The 17,999-nt window shown below is 73.2% G+C and carries 18 protein-coding genes; 1 reads left to right on the top strand and 17 read right to left on the bottom strand.

The window, feature by feature from the left end; all coding sequences use genetic code 11:
- Positions 1–8: 8 nt before the first annotated feature.
- From ACWGH1_RS21225 to ACWGH1_RS21160, 14 genes are all read right to left on the bottom strand, one after another.
- Positions 9–683 (bottom strand): AAA family ATPase, encoded by a 675-nt coding sequence (locus ACWGH1_RS21225; RefSeq protein ID WP_453355677.1) that lies wholly within the window; start codon positions 681–683, stop codon positions 9–11.
- Between the two features lie 59 nt (positions 684–742).
- On the bottom strand, positions 743–1,921 hold the full coding sequence (locus ACWGH1_RS21220; protein ID WP_453355678.1) for an acyltransferase family protein: 1,179 nt from the start codon (positions 1,919–1,921) through the stop codon (positions 743–745).
- A 162-nt stretch (positions 1,922–2,083) separates the two neighbouring features.
- On the bottom strand, positions 2,084–2,674 hold the full coding sequence (locus ACWGH1_RS21215) for a TetR/AcrR family transcriptional regulator (RefSeq protein WP_453408906.1): 591 nt from the start codon (positions 2,672–2,674) through the stop codon (positions 2,084–2,086).
- Entirely contained in the window at positions 2,671–4,170 is a 1,500-nt protein-coding gene (locus tag ACWGH1_RS21210; RefSeq protein WP_453355806.1) for an MFS transporter, read from the bottom strand. Before ACWGH1_RS21210 ends, ACWGH1_RS21215 begins: the two co-directional genes overlap by 4 nt.
- 134 nt (positions 4,171–4,304) lie before the next feature.
- The gene (locus ACWGH1_RS21205; RefSeq protein ID WP_453355807.1) at positions 4,305–4,505 is read right to left on the bottom strand and encodes a hypothetical protein; all 201 of its coding nucleotides are present in this window, start codon (positions 4,503–4,505) and stop codon (positions 4,305–4,307) included.
- 144 nt (positions 4,506–4,649) lie between these two features.
- Positions 4,650–5,639, bottom strand: a complete 990-nt coding sequence (locus ACWGH1_RS21200) for an ABC transporter substrate-binding protein (protein ID WP_453355808.1) — start codon at positions 5,637–5,639, stop codon at positions 4,650–4,652.
- A 1-nt stretch (position 5,640) separates the two neighbouring features.
- Complete coding sequence (locus ACWGH1_RS21195; protein WP_453408905.1) at positions 5,641–7,722, bottom strand: ABC transporter permease subunit; 2,082 nt, start codon at positions 7,720–7,722, stop codon at positions 5,641–5,643.
- Between the two features lie 52 nt (positions 7,723–7,774).
- Complete coding sequence (locus ACWGH1_RS21190) at positions 7,775–8,875, bottom strand: quaternary amine ABC transporter ATP-binding protein (RefSeq protein ID WP_453356638.1); 1,101 nt, start codon at positions 8,873–8,875, stop codon at positions 7,775–7,777.
- Positions 8,872–10,434 (bottom strand): GMC family oxidoreductase, encoded by a 1,563-nt coding sequence (locus ACWGH1_RS21185; protein WP_453356637.1) that lies wholly within the window; start codon positions 10,432–10,434, stop codon positions 8,872–8,874. The genes ACWGH1_RS21190 and ACWGH1_RS21185 overlap by 4 nt, the downstream gene beginning before the upstream one ends.
- A gap of 18 nt (positions 10,435–10,452) precedes the next feature.
- The gene (locus tag ACWGH1_RS21180; RefSeq protein WP_453408904.1) at positions 10,453–11,937 is read right to left on the bottom strand and encodes an aldehyde dehydrogenase family protein; all 1,485 of its coding nucleotides are present in this window, start codon (positions 11,935–11,937) and stop codon (positions 10,453–10,455) included.
- 170 nt (positions 11,938–12,107) lie between these two features.
- Positions 12,108–12,407 (bottom strand): hypothetical protein, encoded by a 300-nt coding sequence (locus ACWGH1_RS21175; RefSeq protein ID WP_453408903.1) that lies wholly within the window; start codon positions 12,405–12,407, stop codon positions 12,108–12,110.
- Positions 12,408–12,471: 64 nt separating this feature from the next.
- Entirely contained in the window at positions 12,472–13,155 is a 684-nt protein-coding gene (locus ACWGH1_RS21170) for a maleylpyruvate isomerase N-terminal domain-containing protein (protein WP_453408902.1), read from the bottom strand.
- A 57-nt stretch (positions 13,156–13,212) separates the two neighbouring features.
- Positions 13,213–13,944: a carbonic anhydrase gene (locus ACWGH1_RS21165; protein ID WP_453355406.1), complete on the bottom strand. Its 732-nt coding sequence runs from the start codon at positions 13,942–13,944 to the stop codon at positions 13,213–13,215.
- Between the two features lie 148 nt (positions 13,945–14,092).
- Positions 14,093–14,503 carry a hypothetical protein gene (locus ACWGH1_RS21160; RefSeq protein WP_453355405.1) on the bottom strand — a complete coding sequence of 137 codons (411 nt, stop codon included), beginning with the start codon at positions 14,501–14,503 and terminating at the stop codon, positions 14,093–14,095.
- Between the two features lie 404 nt (positions 14,504–14,907).
- On the opposite strand from ACWGH1_RS21160, the gene ACWGH1_RS21155 reads away from it, so the two are divergent.
- Positions 14,908–15,600, top strand: coding sequence for a carbon-nitrogen hydrolase family protein (locus tag ACWGH1_RS21155; protein WP_453355404.1), 693 nt, complete (start codon positions 14,908–14,910; stop codon positions 15,598–15,600).
- Between the two features lie 50 nt (positions 15,601–15,650).
- On the opposite strand, the gene nadE is transcribed toward ACWGH1_RS21155, so the two are convergent.
- The 3 genes from nadE to ACWGH1_RS21140 all read right to left on the bottom strand — a co-directional run bounded on the left by nadE (position 15,651) and on the right by ACWGH1_RS21140 (position 17,881).
- Positions 15,651–16,481, bottom strand: coding sequence for an ammonia-dependent NAD(+) synthetase (gene nadE, locus ACWGH1_RS21150; RefSeq protein WP_453355403.1), 831 nt, complete (start codon positions 16,479–16,481; stop codon positions 15,651–15,653).
- Positions 16,482–16,587: 106 nt separating this feature from the next.
- Positions 16,588–17,007 (bottom strand): thiol-disulfide oxidoreductase DCC family protein, encoded by a 420-nt coding sequence (locus tag ACWGH1_RS21145; protein ID WP_453355402.1) that lies wholly within the window; start codon positions 17,005–17,007, stop codon positions 16,588–16,590.
- A 139-nt stretch (positions 17,008–17,146) separates the two neighbouring features.
- Positions 17,147–17,881, bottom strand: coding sequence for a hypothetical protein (locus ACWGH1_RS21140; RefSeq protein ID WP_453355401.1), 735 nt, complete (start codon positions 17,879–17,881; stop codon positions 17,147–17,149).
- Positions 17,882–17,999 lie beyond the last annotated feature (118 nt).

Genomic DNA, 17,999 nt, shown 5'->3' with positions numbered 1-17,999 from the left:
CTACGTGTTCAGCCCCGGGGGGACCGTGGGCCGAACCGCACAGGCAGGACGCGGTCCCTTGAGCCACGGTCGAGCAGTACCAAGGAACTGAGCCCCGGGACCGTCGCGAGGCCGTCGCGTTCGACGCCGGACAGCAGTCGCGCCAGGCCCCTCTGGTGGGTGGCGAAGACGCGCCGCGAGGATAGCCGCCGACGGGCGCGCTGGCCGGACAGCGCCTCGTCGGAACCGACGTCGAGCACGACCATGTGCAGGGGCCGCCCGGCCCGGTCGGTGTTGTGGGCCAGCCACCGGCGCATCCAGGCGCGGCTGCCGCAGTCGTGGACGAGCAGCGGGCACGCGCCGCCGCGTATCTCCGTACGTATCCACCGCATGTGCCGCAGCCGCGCCCACGGCCGGTACACCGGATACGGGAGCCAGGACGGCATCAGCGTTTCACAGGCGGTGCGGGTGGCGCGGGGATCGACGACGGTGGCGGCCGCGGCCCACGCGTTGAGCAGCGTACTCTTCCCGCTGCCGGGAAGCCCGGCCACGACGACGACGGCATCGTGCGGGTAGGAGATCGGGACGTCCGGGCCGGAGTCACCACGCAGATCGACGATTCCGCGTGGCGGGATGTGGTCCATGGCCGACGGTACAACCGACTGCCGTCCGGTCGAGTGCTTGATGGCGATGATCGTTCTCACAGGTCACGGGTGGAGGGGCCTACGGGGCCTACGGGGCCGCTGGGGTCGGCACGTCGCGCTCAGGGGCGCCCGGACGGTTCCCGCTGGAGGGAGGACGTCCGTTCGGCCTCGGGCGCGCACGCCTGGGCGGGAATCCGTGGCAGCGGTGACCGGGAGAGGCTGTGCACGCGGATGTCCTGTATGCCGCGGTGCAGTGCGCGGCGCAGTCTGGGACCCAGGGGCTTTTCGACGAGCCGGTGGATGGCCCACGAGAGGGCGAGCATGAGGGCGGTGACCCCCAGGACCAGGGCGACGGGTGGCACTTGGCCGCGGAAACGGTGGATGAGCGTCAGTCCGGCCATCATGTGGATCAGGTAGAACGGGTACGTGAGCGCGCCCGCGTACGGGAGCCAGCGCCACCGGACGGCGTCGAGCGCGCCCAGGGCGCAGGCCGCCATGACGACGAAGCCGAGGGTGATGAGCGCGTGGGCGGGCCAGGCGGGCGTCCGCTCGGCGATGGCGCTGCCCAGGTTGGAGACCATCCGGGCGCGGACGTACTGCTGCGCCAGCACGAACTGGATGCCGACGATGGCCCACAGGACGGCGCTCGGACGGAATCTGCGCATCAGGTAGAAGGCGATGCCGGCGATGAAGTACGGGGAGAACGACGGGAAGGCGAAGAACGACAGCAGTCCGCTGTCCGCCGTGGCGGAAACCACCCCGGAAATCGTCCACAGACCGCAGAACAGGACGCAATTGCGGTACGTCACACCGCACATGACCACGACTGCGAAAAGAACGTAGAACTTCAGCTCGACGAAGAGCGTCCAGTACACGTCGTCGATGTGCGGGATGCGCAATCCGCCCTGGAGCATGGACAGGTTGACCACGACATCGCTGAGAACGGGCAGTTTTCGTACCTCGGGCCAGGTGAAGAGCGTGACCGAAGTGACGATGATCCCGGCCCAGTAGGCCGGGAAGAGGCGCGCGAACCTGGACGCCGCGAAGTCCCCCACGGTACGGCCCCAGGCGCTCATGCATATGACGAAGCCGCTGACCAGGAAGAAGACTTCGACGCCCAGCCAGCCGTAGACGGCGAAGCGGTGGGCGTCCGGGAATACGGAGTCGGTCGGTTTGCCCCATGCGCTTTCCAGGGCGGTGTAGTGGTAGAAGGCGACAGCGAGGGCGGCGAGGATCCGTATGCCGTCGAGCACGGCCAGGCGCGGCTGTGCCCCGTTCGCGGATACGCCCGCTTTCATGCTGTGACCGCCTTCTCGAAACGCGCGGCAGTCCGGTGATCGCCGACGAGGCTACTGAACTGTACATGCCACCCGTTGGCCCGCTCCATGAACGGGATCGGGCACCGGGCCGGCCGAGGCGGTCAGCGGCCGGCCCTGGTGGGCTGCCTTCGCGGCGCCGGGTCAGGCGCCGTCGATGAGCCGCTGGAGGCCCGGCGCGTACAGGTCCGCCAGCCGTTCGGCGCCGGCCCGGGCGCCGGCGCCGTCCGGTCGGTGCAGGCTCAGGGTGGCGCCCAGACCCAGCAGCTGGCCGGCGATGAGCTCGGCCCGCAACTGGGCGTCGGGCCCGGTGAGGGCCGCGGCCAGCCGGTCGGTGACCTGCTCGCGGAACCGCTCGCGCAGCAGCGTGCGCTCGTCCTCGATGCCCAGCGAGAACACCACCCGCAGCAGCGGGTCCCCGCGGAACCGGTCGCGCAGCTCGACCATGGTCAGCACCAGGTGCCGCCCGAGCACGGGCGGCGGAGCGGCGAAGAGCTCGTCGGCGGCGGTCCGGAAGTCGGCGACCGTGTTGAAGAGGGCCTCCTTGCTGCCGAACCGTTTCACGATCAGCGACGGGCTCACCCCGGCGGCGGCGGCGATGCCGCGCATCGTGACCTCGCCGTACGGGCGCAACGTGAACGCCCGGCGCGCGGCACGCACGATGGCCTCGCGTCCGGTCCCGGCAGCGTCCTCCCCGCCGGCCGTGGCGGCGGCGGATCCGTCGGTGCTGCTCATGCGCTCTCCCGGGCGGCGGTCACGGACGCCGACACCGTGACCGTACCGCCCCGGGGGCCGCGGTCGCGCGGGGCACCGCCCCCGGGCCGGTCCGACGACAGGAAGAGCGTGGCGCAGAGGGCCGCGAGCGCCGCTCCGGCGGCGATCAGGAAGATCAGCAGGTAGGCGTGCAGGGTCGGGGCGGAGCGGCCGCCGGCCACGAACGTCACGTGGGCCAGCACGGCGGCGACCACGGCGCTGCAACAGGCCTGACCGACCGAGCGCATCAGGGTGTTGAGCCCGTTGGCCGCGGCCGTCTCGCTCACCGGCACGGCCCGCATGACGAGGGCGGGCAGCGCCGAGTACGCGATCGCGGTGCCGGAGGCCACCACCGTGGCGCCGGTCACGATCAGCCAGAGGCTGTGGCTGGTGAAGAAGCGGACCACGTAGCCGACGGCCATGACGGCGGCGGCGAGCGCGAGCGCGGTACGGGGCCCGTACGCGGCGGAGATCCGCGCGGAGACGGGGGAGAGGGCGACCATGGCCAGGCCGCCGGGCAGCAGGCACAGGCCGCTCACGACGATGGAGGCGCCGAGCCCGTACCCGGTGCTCGTGGGCTCCTGCACCATCTGGCCGGTGACCAGGGAGTTCGCGTAGAAGGCGAAACCGATCAGCAGGGCCGCGACATTGGTGATCAGCACGGCCGGCCGGGCGGAAACCCGCAGGTCCACCATGGGGGAGGGGGTACGCAGTTCGAACCGTCCCCAGAGCAGCCCGACGGCGACGGAGGCACCGAGCAGGCCGAGCGTGCGGCCGGAGGCCCAGCCCCAGTCCGCACCCTGGGTGATCGCGAGCAGCAGCCCGACGAGGGAACCGGCCAGCCCGAGGGTCCCCAGGACGTCGAAGGTGCCCCGGGAGCGCACCGGGGACTCGGGGACGATCCAGAGCACCAGGAGCAGATCGAGCAGGCCGAGGGCGGCCGACGCCCAGAACATGGTGTGCCAGTCGAAGTTCTCCATGACCACCGCGGCCACCGGCAGGCCTATCGCCGCGCCGATGCCGAGCGTCGAGCTCATGAGGGCGATCGATGGCAGCACCCGGTCGGCGGGCAGCTCGTCGCGGATGATGCTGATGCCCAGGGGGATCACCGCGAGGGCCGCGCCCTGGAGGGCCCGGCCGGTGATCAGCACGCCGATGTCGGAGCTGACCGCGCACAGGACGGAACCGACGGTGAGCACGCCCAGCGAGGCGAGCAGCACCCGCCGCTTCCCGTACATGTCACCCACCCGGCCGAGCACCGGGGTGAAGACCGCGCCGGTCAGGAGGGTGATGGTCACCAGCCAGCCGGCGGCGCCCGGGCTCGCGCCCGTCAGGTCCGGCACGTGCGGCAGCAGGGGAACCACGAGGGTCTGCATGACGGCGACGACCACGCCGCAGAAGGCGAGGACGGGCACGACGGCCCGGGGGCGCGGGGAGCGCGCGGGGGCCGCGCCGGGTGCGGGTATCGCGGGGGGCATGCTGCTCCAGACGCGGGACGAGAGCGGGACACGGCGAGGGTGCACAACTGTTTACCCCCAGGGTAAACGATTGTGCACCCTTGTGTCCGCTCACGTCCCTGCCGGACGGCAGAAGGCGCTGCGGATCACCGCTCTCAGTTGTTGGAGCCGACCGTGTTGTCGTGGCCCGCGTTGAACACGTCGTCGGCCGCGAACTGGAGCCAGTTGCCGAAAACGAACGTGTACGAGGGCTCGGGCTGGTAGGTGACGTTCACGTCCGCGCTGGCGGAGGACGCACCGCCGAAGATGACGACACCGGCGGCGAGGAGGGTGACGAGAGAACGTACAGAGCGCACGAATCCACCTTTTTCGATCGGGCAAGGAACACCCACGAAGGTAGGGAGACGGAGCCTTCGCGTCGCGTCACCTCCCCGGACACCGGCGACTTCAAGCCGTATGGCCGAGCCCGGCGAGCGGCCGGCGCCGGCGCGGCGGACGGATCAGCGCGTCCAGGGCCGCCACACCTGCTCGTTGCGCTCCACCCACTTACGGGCGGCCTGCTCCGGCGACAGCTTCTCCTCGGCGATCATCAACGCCACCTCGTTCTGCTCCGCGACGGTCCAGTGGAACTTCTTCAGGAACGAGGCCGCCTTCCCGCCGTTCTCCGCGAAGCGCGTGTTCAGGTACTTCTGCAACGGCGTGTGCGGGTAGGCGCAGTTCACCTTCTCCGGGTCCGCGTCGCACCCCTCCTGGTGCTCGGGCAGCTTCACCTCCGTCATCGGGACCCGCTCGAACAGCCATTGCGGCTCGTACCAGTAGGTCAGGAACGGCTTGTGCTCCTTGGCGAACTGCCTGATCTGGGTGATCTGCGCCGCCTCCGATCCGGCGAAGACGACCTCGTAGTCGAGCCCGAGGTTCTTGACCAGCGCCTTGTCGTTCGTGACGTACGACGGGGAGCCGTCCATCAGCTGGCCCTTGCCGCGGCTCTCGGCGGTGCGCAGTCGGCCGGCGTACTTGCCGAGGTTCTTCCAGTCGGTGACGTCCGGATGCTCCTCGGCGAAGTACGTCGGGACGAACCAGCCGATGTGGCCGGTCACGCCCAGGTCGCCGCCCGGTGTGATCGTCTTCTTGCCTTCGACGTACCGCTTCTCCTGCTCCGGGTGCCCCCAGTCCTCGAGGATCGCGTCGACCCTGCCCTGGCTGAGCGCGTCCCACGCGGGCACCTCGTCCACCTGGACGGTGTCGACGCGGTAGCCAAGCTCGTGTTCGAGCAGGTACGCCGCGACGGCGGTGTTCGCCTGTGCCCCGACCCAGGACTGGACGGAGAGGGTCACGGTCTTCGCGCCCTGCGCGGCGGCGTACGGGGAGGCCTGGCGGGTCATGTCGGCCGCCCCGCAGGCGGTGAGTGCGACGAGGGACGCCGTGGCGGCGAGGGCGGCGACGGTGCGCCGCCCTCGGACGGGGCACCGCCCGTGGTGGGGGATCCGCATGTCAGGCCTCCTTCACGGGCTGGGTGACGCGGTCGAGCAGCAGGCCGAGGCAGACGATCGCGGCGCCGGCCACCAGCCCGGTGGCCAGGTCGCCCTGGGCCAGGCCGAGGACGACGTCGTAGCCCAGCGCGCCGCCGCCGACCAGGCCGCCGATGATGACGACGGCGAGGACCAGCACCACCGCCTGGTTCACGGCGAGCAGCAACGCCGGCCGGGCCAGGGGAAGCTGGACCTGGCGCAGCTGCTGCGAACCGGTCGCGCCGAGCGAGCGGGCCGATTCGAGGGCCGCCGGGCTGACCCCGCGCAGGCCCTCGGTGGTGATGCGCACCACGGCGGGCAGCGCGTACACGACGGCGGCGGCCGCGGCCGGCGCCCGCCCGACACCGAACAGCGCGACCACCGGGATCAGGTAGACGAACTGGGGCATGGTCTGGCACACGTCGAGCACCGGGCGCAGCAGACGCTGGACGCGGGCGCTGCGGGCCGCGCCGACGGCGACGGCGAAACCGAGTACGAGGGTCACGGCGACCGCGGCCAGTACCTGGGAGAGGGTGTCGAGGGACGGCTCCCACGCGCCGAGGACACCGATGGCGGCCAGGGCGAGGACGGCGGTCAGCGCGGTACGCCGGGTACCGACGAGCAGGCCGAGGGCGCCGACCAGGGCCAGGAGCAGCCACCAGGGCGTGGCCTGCAGCCCGGAGCGCAGCGGGTCGAGGATCCAGCCGGTGAAGCGGGCCGCCCAGTCGGCGGTGCCGCCGACCACCGGGACCCCCGAGTAGAGGTGGCCGGTCATCCAGGCGACCGCCCGGTTCACGGGCTCCGCGATCGGGACGGTCCAGGAACCGGGCCACTGGGAGGTGCCCGCCATCCGGCCCGCGACGGCCGCGGCGACCGCCGCGAGCAGCGTCAGCAGCCATCCGTACCAGCCGGCGAGCACCCGGCGCAGCGGGTGCCGTCGCGCAGCCGGGACCGGGGCGGTACCCAGCCGGCTGCCCGCCGCGTCGGCGGTCCGGTCGAGGACCACCGCGAGCAGCACGATGGGGAGGCCGGCGGCGAGCGCCGCACCGACGTCGACCGAGGCGAGCGCCTGGTACACGCGGTCGCCGAGGCCGCCGGCGCCGATCACCGAGGCGATGACGGCCATGGACAGCGCCATCATGATGGCCTGGTTGACCCCCAGCATCAGCTGTCGCCGGGCCAGCGGGAGCCGTGCGGTGAGGAGACGCTGGCGCGCCGTCGCGCCGAGCGAGGCCGCGGCCTCCAGCACCCCGGCGTCGGCCCCGCGCAGGCCGAGCGCGGTCAACCGGGCCATCGGCGGAGCCGCGTACACCACGGTCGCCAGGACGGCGGCGGGCACGCCGATGCCGAACACCAGCACCATGGGCAGCAGGTACGCGAAGGCGGGCAGCACCTGCATGGTGTCGAGCACGGGGCGCAGCGCGCGGTCGGCGCGGGCCGAAGTCCCGGCGACGAGTCCGAGCACGGCGCCGACCGCGACGGAGGCGGCGACGGCCACGACCATCAGTGCCAGGGTCTGCATGGTCGGCACCCACATGCCGAGCAGCCCGCACGCGGCGAACGCGGCGACGCAGGTCAGGGCGAGCCGGACGCCGGCGAGACGCAGCGCCACCAGGCCGGCCAGGGCGGTGACGCCCGTCCAGCCGGCGGCGAGCAGGACCACGTAGACCGCGCGGACCGACACCACCACGGCGTTGCTGACGTGCCCGAAGAAGTAGAGGAAGAGCGGGTGGCTGTCCCGGTTGTCGATGATCCAGTCGCCGGCCCGGCCGAGCGGCCCGGACACGTCGACGGCCAGCGAGGCGGGCCAGGAGGCGGCGCCGGGGAAGAAGACCGCGAGGGGCGCGAGCAGCACGGCGACGACGGCGAGGGGCAGGACCCTGCGGCCTGCGCGGTGCTGGAGGAACAGCGTCTTCAGGCGGCTTGCGGGCGAGCCGGCGCCGGACGGCTCGCGGCCGGGCCGTCTGCCGTCGTCCGGCCGCCGGGTCCCGTCGGGTCCGGCAGGTGCTACGGGCAGCCGGCCCGGCGGGCCCGGCTCGCGCACGGGTGTGGTCGTCGCGGTCATCCCCGCCACCGCCCGGTGCCGGGGACAGGGGCGGCGCAGCGGGTGCGGGGCATCATGCCGCCACCCCCCGGCCGTCGGGCGCCGGCAGACCGGCCACCACGGCGAGCAGCCCCGCGTCGTCGACCACGCCGAGGCAGCGGCCGTGGTCCACGATCCGCGCCGGACCGCCGTTGCGTGCGACGGCCTCGATGGCTTCCACCACCGTGGCGGCAGGCGTCAGCGCCGGCCCCTGGGCGGCTTCGTCGGCCACCGCGGGGCGCATCGCGCTGCGTACGGTGATCACCTGCTCGCGCGGCACGTCGCGGACGAAGTCCCGTACGTAGTCGTCCGCGGGCGAGCCGACGATCTCCTCGGGCGTGCCCAGCTGCACGATCCGGCCGTCGCGCATCAGCGCGATCCGGTCGCCGAGGCGCAGCGCCTCGGTCAGGTCGTGGGTGATGAAGACCATCGTGCGGCCCTCGTCGTGGTGCAGCCGCGCCACCTCGTCCTGCATCTCCCGGCGGATCAGCGGGTCGAGTGCGCTGAACGGCTCGTCGAACAGGAGGACTTCGGGATCGGCGGCCAGGGCGCGGGCCAGGCCGACGCGCTGCTGCTGACCGCCGGAGAGCTGGCCGGGCCGGCGGCCCTCAAGGCCTTCGAGGCCGACCTTGGCGACCATCTCCGCGGCTCTGGCCCGCCGTTCGGCGCGGTTCATGCCCTGGATCTCCAGCCCGTACGCCACGTTGTCGAGCACGGTGCGGTGCGGCAGCAGGCCGAAGTGCTGGAAGACCATGGCGGCGCGGTGGCGTCGCAGCTCGCGCAGCCGGGCCGCGTCCATGGCGAGGACGTCCTCGCCGTCGATGGCGAGGGAGCCGGCCGTGGGCTCGATCAGCCGGGTCAGGCAGCGCACCAGGGTGGACTTGCCGGAGCCGGACAGGCCCATGACGACGAAGACCTCGCCCTTGCGGACGTCGAAGCTGACGTCGCGCACGGCAGCGGTGCAGCCCGTCCGCTCGCGCAGCTCGGCGGCCGGCAGGGCGGCGTACTCCGAGCCCGGGACCCGGGCGGCCTTGCGCCGGGGGCCGAAGACCTTCCACAGGCCCTCGACGGCGAAGACGGCGGAGTCGGTGGTTCCGGTGCCGGGCGCGACCGCACCGGTCAGGGTCGTGTTCACCGGACATCACCGCCCCGCAGCAGATCGGCGGCCTTCTCCCCGACCATGAGCACTCCGATCATCGGGTTGACGGCGGGCATCGTCGGAAAGACGGACGCATCGGCGATGCGCAGGCCGTCGAGGCCGCGCACCTTCAAGTCGGGTGCCACAACGGCCCTTTCGTCGTCGTCGGCGCCCATCTTGCAGGTGCCGGCCGGGTGGTAGACGGTGTGTGCCACCGAGCGGGCGTACGCGCTCAGCTCCTCGTCGCCGGTGATCTCCGGGCCCGGGCAGACCTCGCGCCGCAGCCATCCCGCCAGCGGCTCGGTCGCGGCTATCTCGCGGGCCAGCTTGATCCCGTCCACCAGCGTGCGGGCGTCGTAGTCCTCCTCGTCCGTGAAGTAACGGAAGTCCAGGGCCGGTTTGGCCTCGGGGTCCGCACTGGTGAGGTAGAGACGGCCGCGGCTGCGCGGCTTGGGGATGTTCGGGGTCAGCGACACGCCGTGCGCCGGGCGTTCGTAGCCGAGCCGCTCCGGGTTGTCGGTGAAGGGGATCTGGTAGAAGTGGAACATCAGGTCGGGCCCCGGGGAGTCCGGGTCGCGCCGGACGAACAGGCCCGCGTCGCTGTCCATCGCCGAGTTCTCCGGGATCGGGCCGTCGGTCTCCCAGACGATCACCGACTCCGGGTGGTCGAGCAGGTTCTCGCCGACACCGGGCAGATCGTGGCGGACCGGGATGCCGAGCGCCTCCAGGTCGCGCCGCGGGCCGATGCCGGAGTGCAGCAGCAGCCGCGGGGTGTCGACGGCGCCCGCGCACACCAGCACCTCACGGCGGGCCGTGATCAGCGACCTGCTGCCGTCCTCGGCGCGGACGTGGACCCCGCGGGCCCGGGTGCCGTCCAGCTCCAGGCGGTAGGCCCAGGTCTGCAGCAGCAGCCGCAGATTGGGCCGGCCGTCCATGACGGGGTGGAGGTAGGCAACCGACGCCGACGAGCGCTTGTTGTCCTCCGGGTGGTAGGCGAGGTCGAAGAACCCGGCGCCCTCGTGGAACGGCTTGCGGTTGAAGCCGTCGATCAGGGGCACGCCCAGCGCGTCCTGCGCCGCGTCCACGAAGTCGCGGGCGATGGCGTTCCGGTCCGCCTCGCCGACCGGCACGATGTTGTTGAGGAGCCGGTCGAAGTACGGGTCCATGGCCGCCGCGTGCCAGCCGTCGGCGCCCGCGTCCGCCCACTCGTCCCAGTCGGACGGCAGCGGCTTGAAGGCGATGAGCGTGTTGTGCGAGGAGCAGCCGCCCAGGACGCGGGCCCGGCTGTGCCTGATGTGCGAGTTGCCGCGAGGCTGCTCCGTGGTGGGGTAGTCGTAGTCGAGCTCCCCGCCGAGCAGGCCCATCCAGCGGCGCAGGGTCAGGACGTCGGGGCGGTCCACGTCGCTCGGGCCGCCCTCGATGACGGCGACGGTGACGTCGGGGTCCTCGGTGAGCCGGGAAGCGATCACGGAGCCGGCGGTGCCGCCGCCGACGACGACGTAGTCGTACTCGTGCTCGGGCTCGGGCCGGTCGGAGTGGTGCGTGGTGCCGGTCATGTCTCTCCTGCCCCCCCGTCAGCCCGCGAACCAGCGCACGGGGCGCGGGGCGAGGTTCTGGTACACGTGCTTGGTCTCGCGGTACTCGGCCAGTCCCGACGGGCCGAGCTCGCGGCCGATGCCGGACTTCCCGAAGCCGCCCCATTCGGCCTGCGGCAGGTAGGGGTGGAAGTCGTTGATCCATACGGTGCCGTGGCGCAGCCGCCCGGCCACCCGGCGGGCCCGGCCGTGGTCCGCCGTCCAGACGCCGCCCGCGAGGCCGTATTCGGTGTCGTTGGCGAGGGCGACGGCCTCGTCCTCGGTGCGGAACGTCTCGACGGTCAGGACCGGCCCGAAGACCTCTTCGCGTACGACGCGCATCCGCCGGTGGCAGCGGTCGAGGACGGTCGGGCGGTAGAAGTACCCCGGCCCCTCGGGACGCTCGCCCCCGGCGCGCAGGACGGCGCCCTCGGCGAGCGCGGAGGCCACGTACGACCGCGTCCGTTCGAGCTGGGCCGCCGAGACCAGCGGGCCGCACTCGACCCCCGGGTCCGTGCCGCGGCCGAGGCGGATCTTCTCGGCGCGGCGGGCGAGTTCGGCGACGAACCGCTCGCGCAGCGGCTCTTCGACGATCAACCGGGAGCCGGCCGAGCACACCTGGCCGCTGTGCGTGAAGGCGGCGTTGAGGGCCTGGTCGACGGCGGTGTCGAAGCCCTCCTCGGTGGCGCAGGCGTCGGCGAAGACCACGTTCGGGTTCTTGCCGCCGAGTTCGAGGGCGACCTTCTTGACGGTGTCGGCGGCCGCCCGCATGACCTTCGTACCGCTGGCGAGGCCGCCGGTGAAGGAGACCAGGTCGACGTCGGGGTGGGCGGCGAGGCGGGCGCCGACCGGATCGCCGGGGCCGGTGACCAGATTGGCGACTCCGGCGGGCAGGCCGGCCTCCACCAGCAGCCTGATCAGGGCCACCGTGGTCAGCGGGGTGATCTCGCTCGGCTTGATGACGAAGGTGTTGCCCGCCGCCAGGGCCGGGGCGATCTTCCAGCTGGCCTGGAGCAGCGGATAGTTCCACGGGGTGATCAGCGCGCACACCCCGACCGGCTCGTGGACGACGACGCTGTGGATGTCGGGGGAGCCGGCGTCCACGACCCGGCCTGCGCCCTCCCCGGTGACGAGGTCCGCGAAGTAGCGGAAGGCGTCGCTGACGCAGTCCACGTCCACACGGCCCTCTTCGAGCGTCTTGCCCGCGTCCCGGCTCTCCAGCAGGCCGATGTGCTCCCGGTCACGCTGGAGCAGGTCGGCGGTCCGGCGCAGCAGCGCCGCACGTTCGGCGACCGGGGTACCCGGCCACGGTCCGCCGTCGAAGGCGGCCCGGGCGGCGCTGACGGCCGCGTCCGTGTCGGCGGCGTCGCCCTCGGCGACCACGGCGAGGACGGTGGCGTCCGCGGGATCCAGGATCTCCCTGGTGGCCCCTGAGACCGCGGACCGCCACGTCCCGGCTGTGTGAATCGTGTGTTGCTCCGACACGGCGCGCTGTACCTCCGGTTCCGGTACCGCGGCGGACCCGCGGCGACCTGGGAATCCCCGCTCTTGCCCGGTGCCCCCGGAAGCCATGTCTCATCCGTGGCTCAAGTGACTGGAGTCACGTGCCGATGACGGCCGGGCCGTGCGCGCCGCGCGGCCCGGCCGTCGTCGGATCAGCGCACCTGGATGCCCGCGCCGGTGGCCCGGCCCCCGCTGTAACAGGTGGCCGTGCTGGTGGTGCCCACGCGGTTCCACGTGGGGTCGTAGACGGTGTAGTCCTTCGCGAGGGTCCGGACACACTTGGTGTACACCCGGAACTCGCCGGTGCCGTTGGTGCACGTACCGGCGGCAGTGGTGCTGGATTCGTACCAGGTGCGACAGTCGTAGGCGTCCGCGGACGCCGGGCCCGCGCCGACGGCAACCAGGCCCGCTCCGAGAGCCGCCGAGACGATCAGAGAGACAACGCGCTTCATCCACGCCTCCGTTGAGGGAAGGATCCCGGTCGCTGTCCACTATGGCCGTCGGGCGGCGGCCGGTTCAACAGAACAGGGGGAACCGGGCGGCGTCCGCGCCCAGCCGGTCCCGTTCGGCCTCGGTCAGCGGCGCGCGCCCGGTCGCCGCGCGCGCGTACGCGGCGTCGTCCCAGGCCACCGGTACGGGGCGGCCGAGCAGCCCGTCCAGCGTACGGCGCACCTGGCCGAGCCCCGCTGCCGAAGGGCCCGGCGCGTCGGGGAGGAACGCGACGAGGTCGAGATGGTGGATCGTCGCCTCGACGGCCAGCGTGCGGATGAGGTCGCCCGCGCGCAGCACGTGGCCCTGGGTGGCGACCGGCCGGCCGGCCGCGGCTCCGGCCGCGGCGTCCACCACCGCGCCCGCGGTCTCCGAATACAGCCCGCACAACTGCTCGACGTGCAGGAACATGCTGGCGACGACCCGGTTGAACCGCCGGCCGTTGGCCGCGCCCAGGGGGTCCGGGCCCCAGTCCGCCCAGTAGCTGACCGCGTCCCGGTCCGGGGCCCGTTCGGCGGGCGTGTGCAGCGCCACCAGGCCCCGTTGCGCGTCGGCCAGGCAGTGGAAGACCAGATCGCGCACCGACCAGCCGGCACAGCCGGTCGGCAGCCAGGACCGTTCGTCCGTGATCGTGACGACGACGGCGTCGAACGCACCGTAGGCCGCGCGCAACACATCGGCCGGCGGCGGCACTTCCCTCTCGCGCGGCATGCCGCGAGCGTAAGGCGGCTGCCCCCGCACGGGCAACCAGCCCGGGGTCCTGCCCGTTCAGGGGCGGCCCGAGAGGACCTGCACCTTGCCCGTGTCGAGCGAGTAGTAGGCGCCGACCACGCCGAGGGCGCCCTTCTCGACGAGCGGGGCGAGGTCCTGGTTGGAGCGCAGACCCGTCGCGGTCAGCGTGACCTGGGCGCGGGCCATGGTCTCGACCGGGTCGGTGCCGCCTTCCCGCACCGCCTGCGCGTAGGCCGGCTGCAGGGCCCGGACGATCGCCTGGAGGTTGCCGGGCAGCGGTTTGCCGTCACGAAGGGACTTGTACGCGGCCTCGACGGCGCCGCAGCGCTGATGCCCGAGGACCACGATCAGCGGAGTGCCACTGGTCATGGGCCCGTACTCGACGGAACCGGTGACCACCGGACCGACCGCCTCTCCGCCCGTGCGCATCACGTAGAGGTCGCCCAGCCCGGTGTCGAAGAGCAGCTCGGGCGGGACCCGGGAGTCGATGCAGGCGAGGACCGCCGCGAACGGCTCCTGCGACTGGGCCACCAGCTGACGCCGGTCCGGATCCCGGTCGGGATGCCGGAGGTCGCCACTGACCCAGCGCTCGTTGCCTTCCATCAGCCTCGCGAACGCCTCGGCGGGAGTGGCCGGCCGCACCGTCGCCGACGCGCCGGCCGCCGGCGTGGCGCCAGTCTTCGACGCGCACCCCACGAGCCCGACGGTGGCGCCCGCGAGTACGCCGGCCAGCAGAGCCCTGCGGTCCGGTGGTCCTGCTGCGTCCATCGGTCGCTCCCTCGATGCCGCCCGCACCCGGGCCATGTGCCTTGACCAGCGCAACTGTCCGACCTCGTGCGGACACCCGGTGGCAGGCGCACGCAGGTGCGGGCGACTTCGCCCCCGACGGCCCACAGCGGATCAGCGGATCAGCGGATCAGCGGATCAGCCGCCCGGCACCGGCCTGCCGTTTGCGGGAGGCCACCAAGGCCGAGAAGACGCCGGTCACGACCGAGCTGCCGATCATGACCATGCCCACCCCGACGACGAAGAGCCCGCTGGAGTCGTCCGACCAGTCGTAGTACGCGGCGGCGGTCAGTCCGGCGGGGGTGCCGAGCACGGCTGCGGCGATGTGCTTGCGGGAAGCTGCCCAGTACACCAGCGCCAGCAGAGTCACCCCGAGCCCGACCACCTGCCACGTCTCGTAAGGGCCGGTCACCGAGCCGTCAGGGTGGACGTCCCGGTGCTGGTCCCAGCCCAGCCAGGCAGCCCACAGCGCCATCGACAGCGCCGCCGGCACCAGGGCCGTCAACAGGGGGAGAACACGTATCCGGATTCCTTCGCACATGACCCCAGTGTTCGGGCCCGTCCCCGCACCGGTAAGAGCGCAGATACTCAGATCCATCCGGGTTCCCGCTCCGGTGCGGCGCCCGGGCCCGTTTCGCAGTCGGCGCCTCGGCGGACGCGAGGTCACTGGGGCCTTCTTCCACCGCACCGCCGTCCGCAGGCCCAGTCGTACGGCCGGCTCACCCGCCGGTTCGCCGGGACCGCCGGCCGCCCAGCGGCCGACCGCCTCCCGGAACGCGCCCATGTGCGCCATGGGGCCGAGTCTGCGCATCCAACGGCGGGCCCACACGGAATCTCCGGCGGTCCGCTCGACATGGCGGCGGGCAGTGACCTGCGGCGGAACGGCCGGGAGGCGGCCGCTGCATAGGGTGAGGTGATGCGTAGGACGTGACCAGGGGAGTTCGGGTGGAGCAGACATTGAGCATCGCGGTGGCGCAGCCGAGGTGCGCGGCTCACGACGTGGCGGCCAACGCGGTGGCCCACGCCGAGGCCGTCAGGGCGGCGGACGCGCGGGTGGTCGTGTTCCCCGAGATGTCACTGACGGGGTACGAGCTCGCGGCGACGCCGGTCTCCCCGGACGACGACCGGCTGGCTCCGATCGTCGCCGCCTGCGCCGAGACCGGGACGCTCGCGCTGGTCGGCGCACCCGTGCCGGGCCCGCGCATCGGCGTCCTGGCCGTGGACGGAGCCGGTGCGCGCGTGGCGTACGCGAAGGTCCACTTGCACGGCAGCGAGTCCGCCCGGTTCGTGCCGGGAGAGCCCGCCGTGATCGAAGTGGACGGGTGGCGGCTGGGGCTGGCGGTCTGCCGCGACACCGGCATTCCCGAGCACGCCGCGAAGACGGCCGCGCTGGGCATCGACGGCTACCTGGCCGGGGTGGTCCACGCCGACCACGAGGCCGGGCTGCACGGCGAGCGCGCCCGCCGGGTCGCCGCGGACCACGGGGTGTGGGTCGCCACCGCGGCCTTCGCGGGGCCGACGGGCGGCGGGTTCGACCACACGTCCGGCCGTTCGGGGATCTGGTCCGCCGACGGCGAGCTCGTCGCCGAGGCGGGCGCCGCCCCCGACGGGATCGCCCGGGCGGTCTTCACCAGATGACTCCGGGCCGGCGCCGCCGCGGTGGCCGCGCCGGGCGGCGCGACAGACGACTACGGGGCGAGGGGCAACTGCCGCTTGTGCCCGGTGAGCCGGTAGCGGTGCACGATGGTCTCGAAGGCCCGCTCGTCGACCGGCTTGCCCTCCAGGAAGTCGTCGATGTCGTCGTACGTGACTCCCAGCGCGTCCTCGTCGGCCCTGCCCGGGGCGAGGGTCTCCAGGTCGGCGGTCGGGACCTTCCACACCAGCTCGGCGGGGGCGCCCAAGGCGTCCGCGACGGCCCGCACCCGGCGCTTGGTCAGCCCGGTCAGCGGCACCACGTCGGCCGCGCCGTCGCCGAACTTGGTGAAGAAGCCGGAGACCGCCTCGGCCGCGTGGTCGGTGCCGACGACCAGGCCCTCGTGGGCGCCGGCCACCGCGTACTGGGCGATCATGCGCTGGCGTGCCTTGATGTTGCCCTGGACGAAGTCCTGGTGGTGGGCGTCGCGGAAGCTCACGCCGGCGGAGACGGCCGCCGCCAGCGCGGCGTCGCTGGCGGGCTTCACGTCCACCGTCAGGACGTGGTCCGCCTTGATGAAGGAGAGCGCGAGCTGGGCGTCCCGCTCATCGGCCTGGACGCCGTACGGCAGCCGCATCGCGTAGAAGGCCGCCTCGTGGCCGCCGGCCCGGGCCCGCTCGACGGCGAGTTGGCACAGCCGCCCACCGGTGGTGGAGTCCACGCCGCCGCTGATGCCGAGGACCAGGGCGCGCAGGCCGGTCGAGGTCAGCCGCTCCGAGAGGAAGGCCACCCGGCGCTCGATCTCCAGCTCGGCGTCGAAGGTGTCCGACACCTGGAGTTCCCGGGCGATCTGCTCCTGCAGGGCGGTGGACGCCGACTCGCTCACGGCTGCTCCTCATCGTCGATCATGGTCATGGTCCGCTTGCCGGCCAACCCTACGGCCGCCGGGCCCGGCCGATCAAAACCGGGGCAGGTCCGGGGGCGGCCGCGGCTTAGAGGAGGTCCGGCCCTGATCCGCCGGACAACCCCCGGCCCGCTCCCGGCCGCGGCACCGCGCAGGCCGGGGTGCCGCCGGGCAGCCGCCTCCGGTTGACCGCGATGACCCGGTAGACGCCGTGGGCGATCCACCGCATCGGCGCCAGGGTGAGCACCGCCCCCAGGACCGGCCATCCCCGGCCGGCGCTGAGCAGCAGTCTCGCCACCGCCTGCGCGCCGCCGTACACCTCCCCGGCGGGAGTCACCCACAGCGCCTCGTACTCGGCCCGCTCCCGGGTGATGCCGAGGGACTGCAGGTCGGCGGACTGCCACGGGGTGAACTCACACGAGGGGCGGAGCAGGCGCCGGGCCGCTCCGGCCGAGGCCGTACAGAAGCCGCAGTCTCCGTCGTAGACGAGCACCGGACGCGTTCTCATGAGCCCATGGTGCCCCGCCCCGCCGGGCCCTGCCCGCACGTGCACGCGTACGCCGCCACGGGCGCACTCGCCGCTCGCGCCGCGGTGCCGGCCGGGCCGCGGTGCCGGCCGGGCCGCGCCCGCCCCGGACACCCCCTGGCTAGCCGGCGCTGACGGCCGTCAGGTGCGTGGCGCCGTCACACAGGGCGCTGATCCGGACCTGCCCCGCGGGGAAGGGGTCCCTCCCGTTCGGGCCGGGTACCTGTGCGAACGGCGTCCAGGAGCCGTCCGGCTTGCGCAGGTTGTGCCAGATCCGCCCGTCGAGCCCGACCGCCACCACCTGGGCGGAACCGTCCGGCGTTCCGGTGCTGCCGATGGCGCCGGCCCCCATGGTGGGGGTGGTGACGCCCCGTGGGGGCCGGAATCCGGTCCAGGAGCCGTCGGGCGGCCGCTGCTGGTGGTAGACGATCCCGTCGAGCCCGATCGCGAGGACCCGGGAGGACCCGTCGGGCATGGCGGTGATCGAGACCTTCGTCGCACCCCAGCGGCTCCGCGCGGTGAACCCGGGCAGGGTCCGGAAGCCGGGCAGGATGCCGTCCGCGCGGCGCTGCTGGTGGAACGCGGTGCCGTCCAAGGCGGTCACGACGAGCCGGCAGGTGCCGTCGGGGAAGGCGGCGATGTCCGCCTCCCGGACGGCGAACCCGCTCGCACCGTCCGGCCCCTGGACGTGCTGCCAGGGCTGGAGCACGGCCCGACCCCGTACGGTGGTCAGCCACAGGCCGTTGTCGGGCGCGATGCCCAGCACCACGACGGAGCCGTCCGGCAGGCCGGCCACGGAGCTCTGGACCCCCGCGAACGACGTGGCGCCGGCGTCGGTGCCCGGCAGCGGCCGCATGCTGCTCCACGAGCCGTCGGGGGCGGCGCTCGGTGTGGAAGAGCGCGCGCCGCTCGACGTCGTACGGGGGCAGCTGCGCGGAGTAGAACCACACCGGGTTGGTGATGGCCACCAGTTG

It is taken from the genome of Streptomyces sp. NPDC054883, assembly GCF_053610645.1.
This window is presented reverse-complemented; position numbering and strand designations above follow the sequence as displayed.

Excerpts from the sequence above, each read along its gene's own strand:
- ACWGH1_RS21145 (WP_453355402.1), bottom strand. The coding sequence starts at position 17,007 with ATGAGAACGCGTCCGGTGCTCGTCTACGACGGAGACTGCGGCTTCTGT.
- ACWGH1_RS21210 (WP_453355806.1), bottom strand. The coding sequence starts at position 4,170 with ATGCCCCCCGCGATACCCGCACCCGGCGCGGCCCCCGCGCGCTCCCCG.
- ACWGH1_RS21220 (WP_453355678.1), bottom strand. The coding sequence starts at position 1,921 with ATGAAAGCGGGCGTATCCGCGAACGGGGCACAGCCGCGCCTGGCCGTG.
- ACWGH1_RS21200 (WP_453355808.1), bottom strand. The coding sequence starts at position 5,639 with ATGCGGATCCCCCACCACGGGCGGTGCCCCGTCCGAGGGCGGCGCACC.
- ACWGH1_RS21170 (WP_453408902.1), bottom strand. The coding sequence starts at position 13,155 with ATGCCGCGCGAGAGGGAAGTGCCGCCGCCGGCCGATGTGTTGCGCGCG.
- ACWGH1_RS21195 (WP_453408905.1), bottom strand. The coding sequence starts at position 7,722 with ATGACCGCGACGACCACACCCGTGCGCGAGCCGGGCCCGCCGGGCCGG.
- ACWGH1_RS21175 (WP_453408903.1), bottom strand. The coding sequence starts at position 12,407 with ATGAAGCGCGTTGTCTCTCTGATCGTCTCGGCGGCTCTCGGAGCGGGC.
- ACWGH1_RS21165 (WP_453355406.1), bottom strand. The coding sequence starts at position 13,944 with ATGGACGCAGCAGGACCACCGGACCGCAGGGCTCTGCTGGCCGGCGTA.
- ACWGH1_RS21160 (WP_453355405.1), bottom strand. The coding sequence starts at position 14,503 with ATGTGCGAAGGAATCCGGATACGTGTTCTCCCCCTGTTGACGGCCCTG.
- ACWGH1_RS21185 (WP_453356637.1), bottom strand. The coding sequence starts at position 10,434 with ATGACCGGCACCACGCACCACTCCGACCGGCCCGAGCCCGAGCACGAG.
- ACWGH1_RS21215 (WP_453408906.1), bottom strand. The coding sequence starts at position 2,674 with ATGAGCAGCACCGACGGATCCGCCGCCGCCACGGCCGGCGGGGAGGAC.
- ACWGH1_RS21140 (WP_453355401.1), bottom strand. The coding sequence starts at position 17,881 with ATGCGGCCGCTGCCGGGCACCGACGCCGGCGCCACGTCGTTCGCGGGG.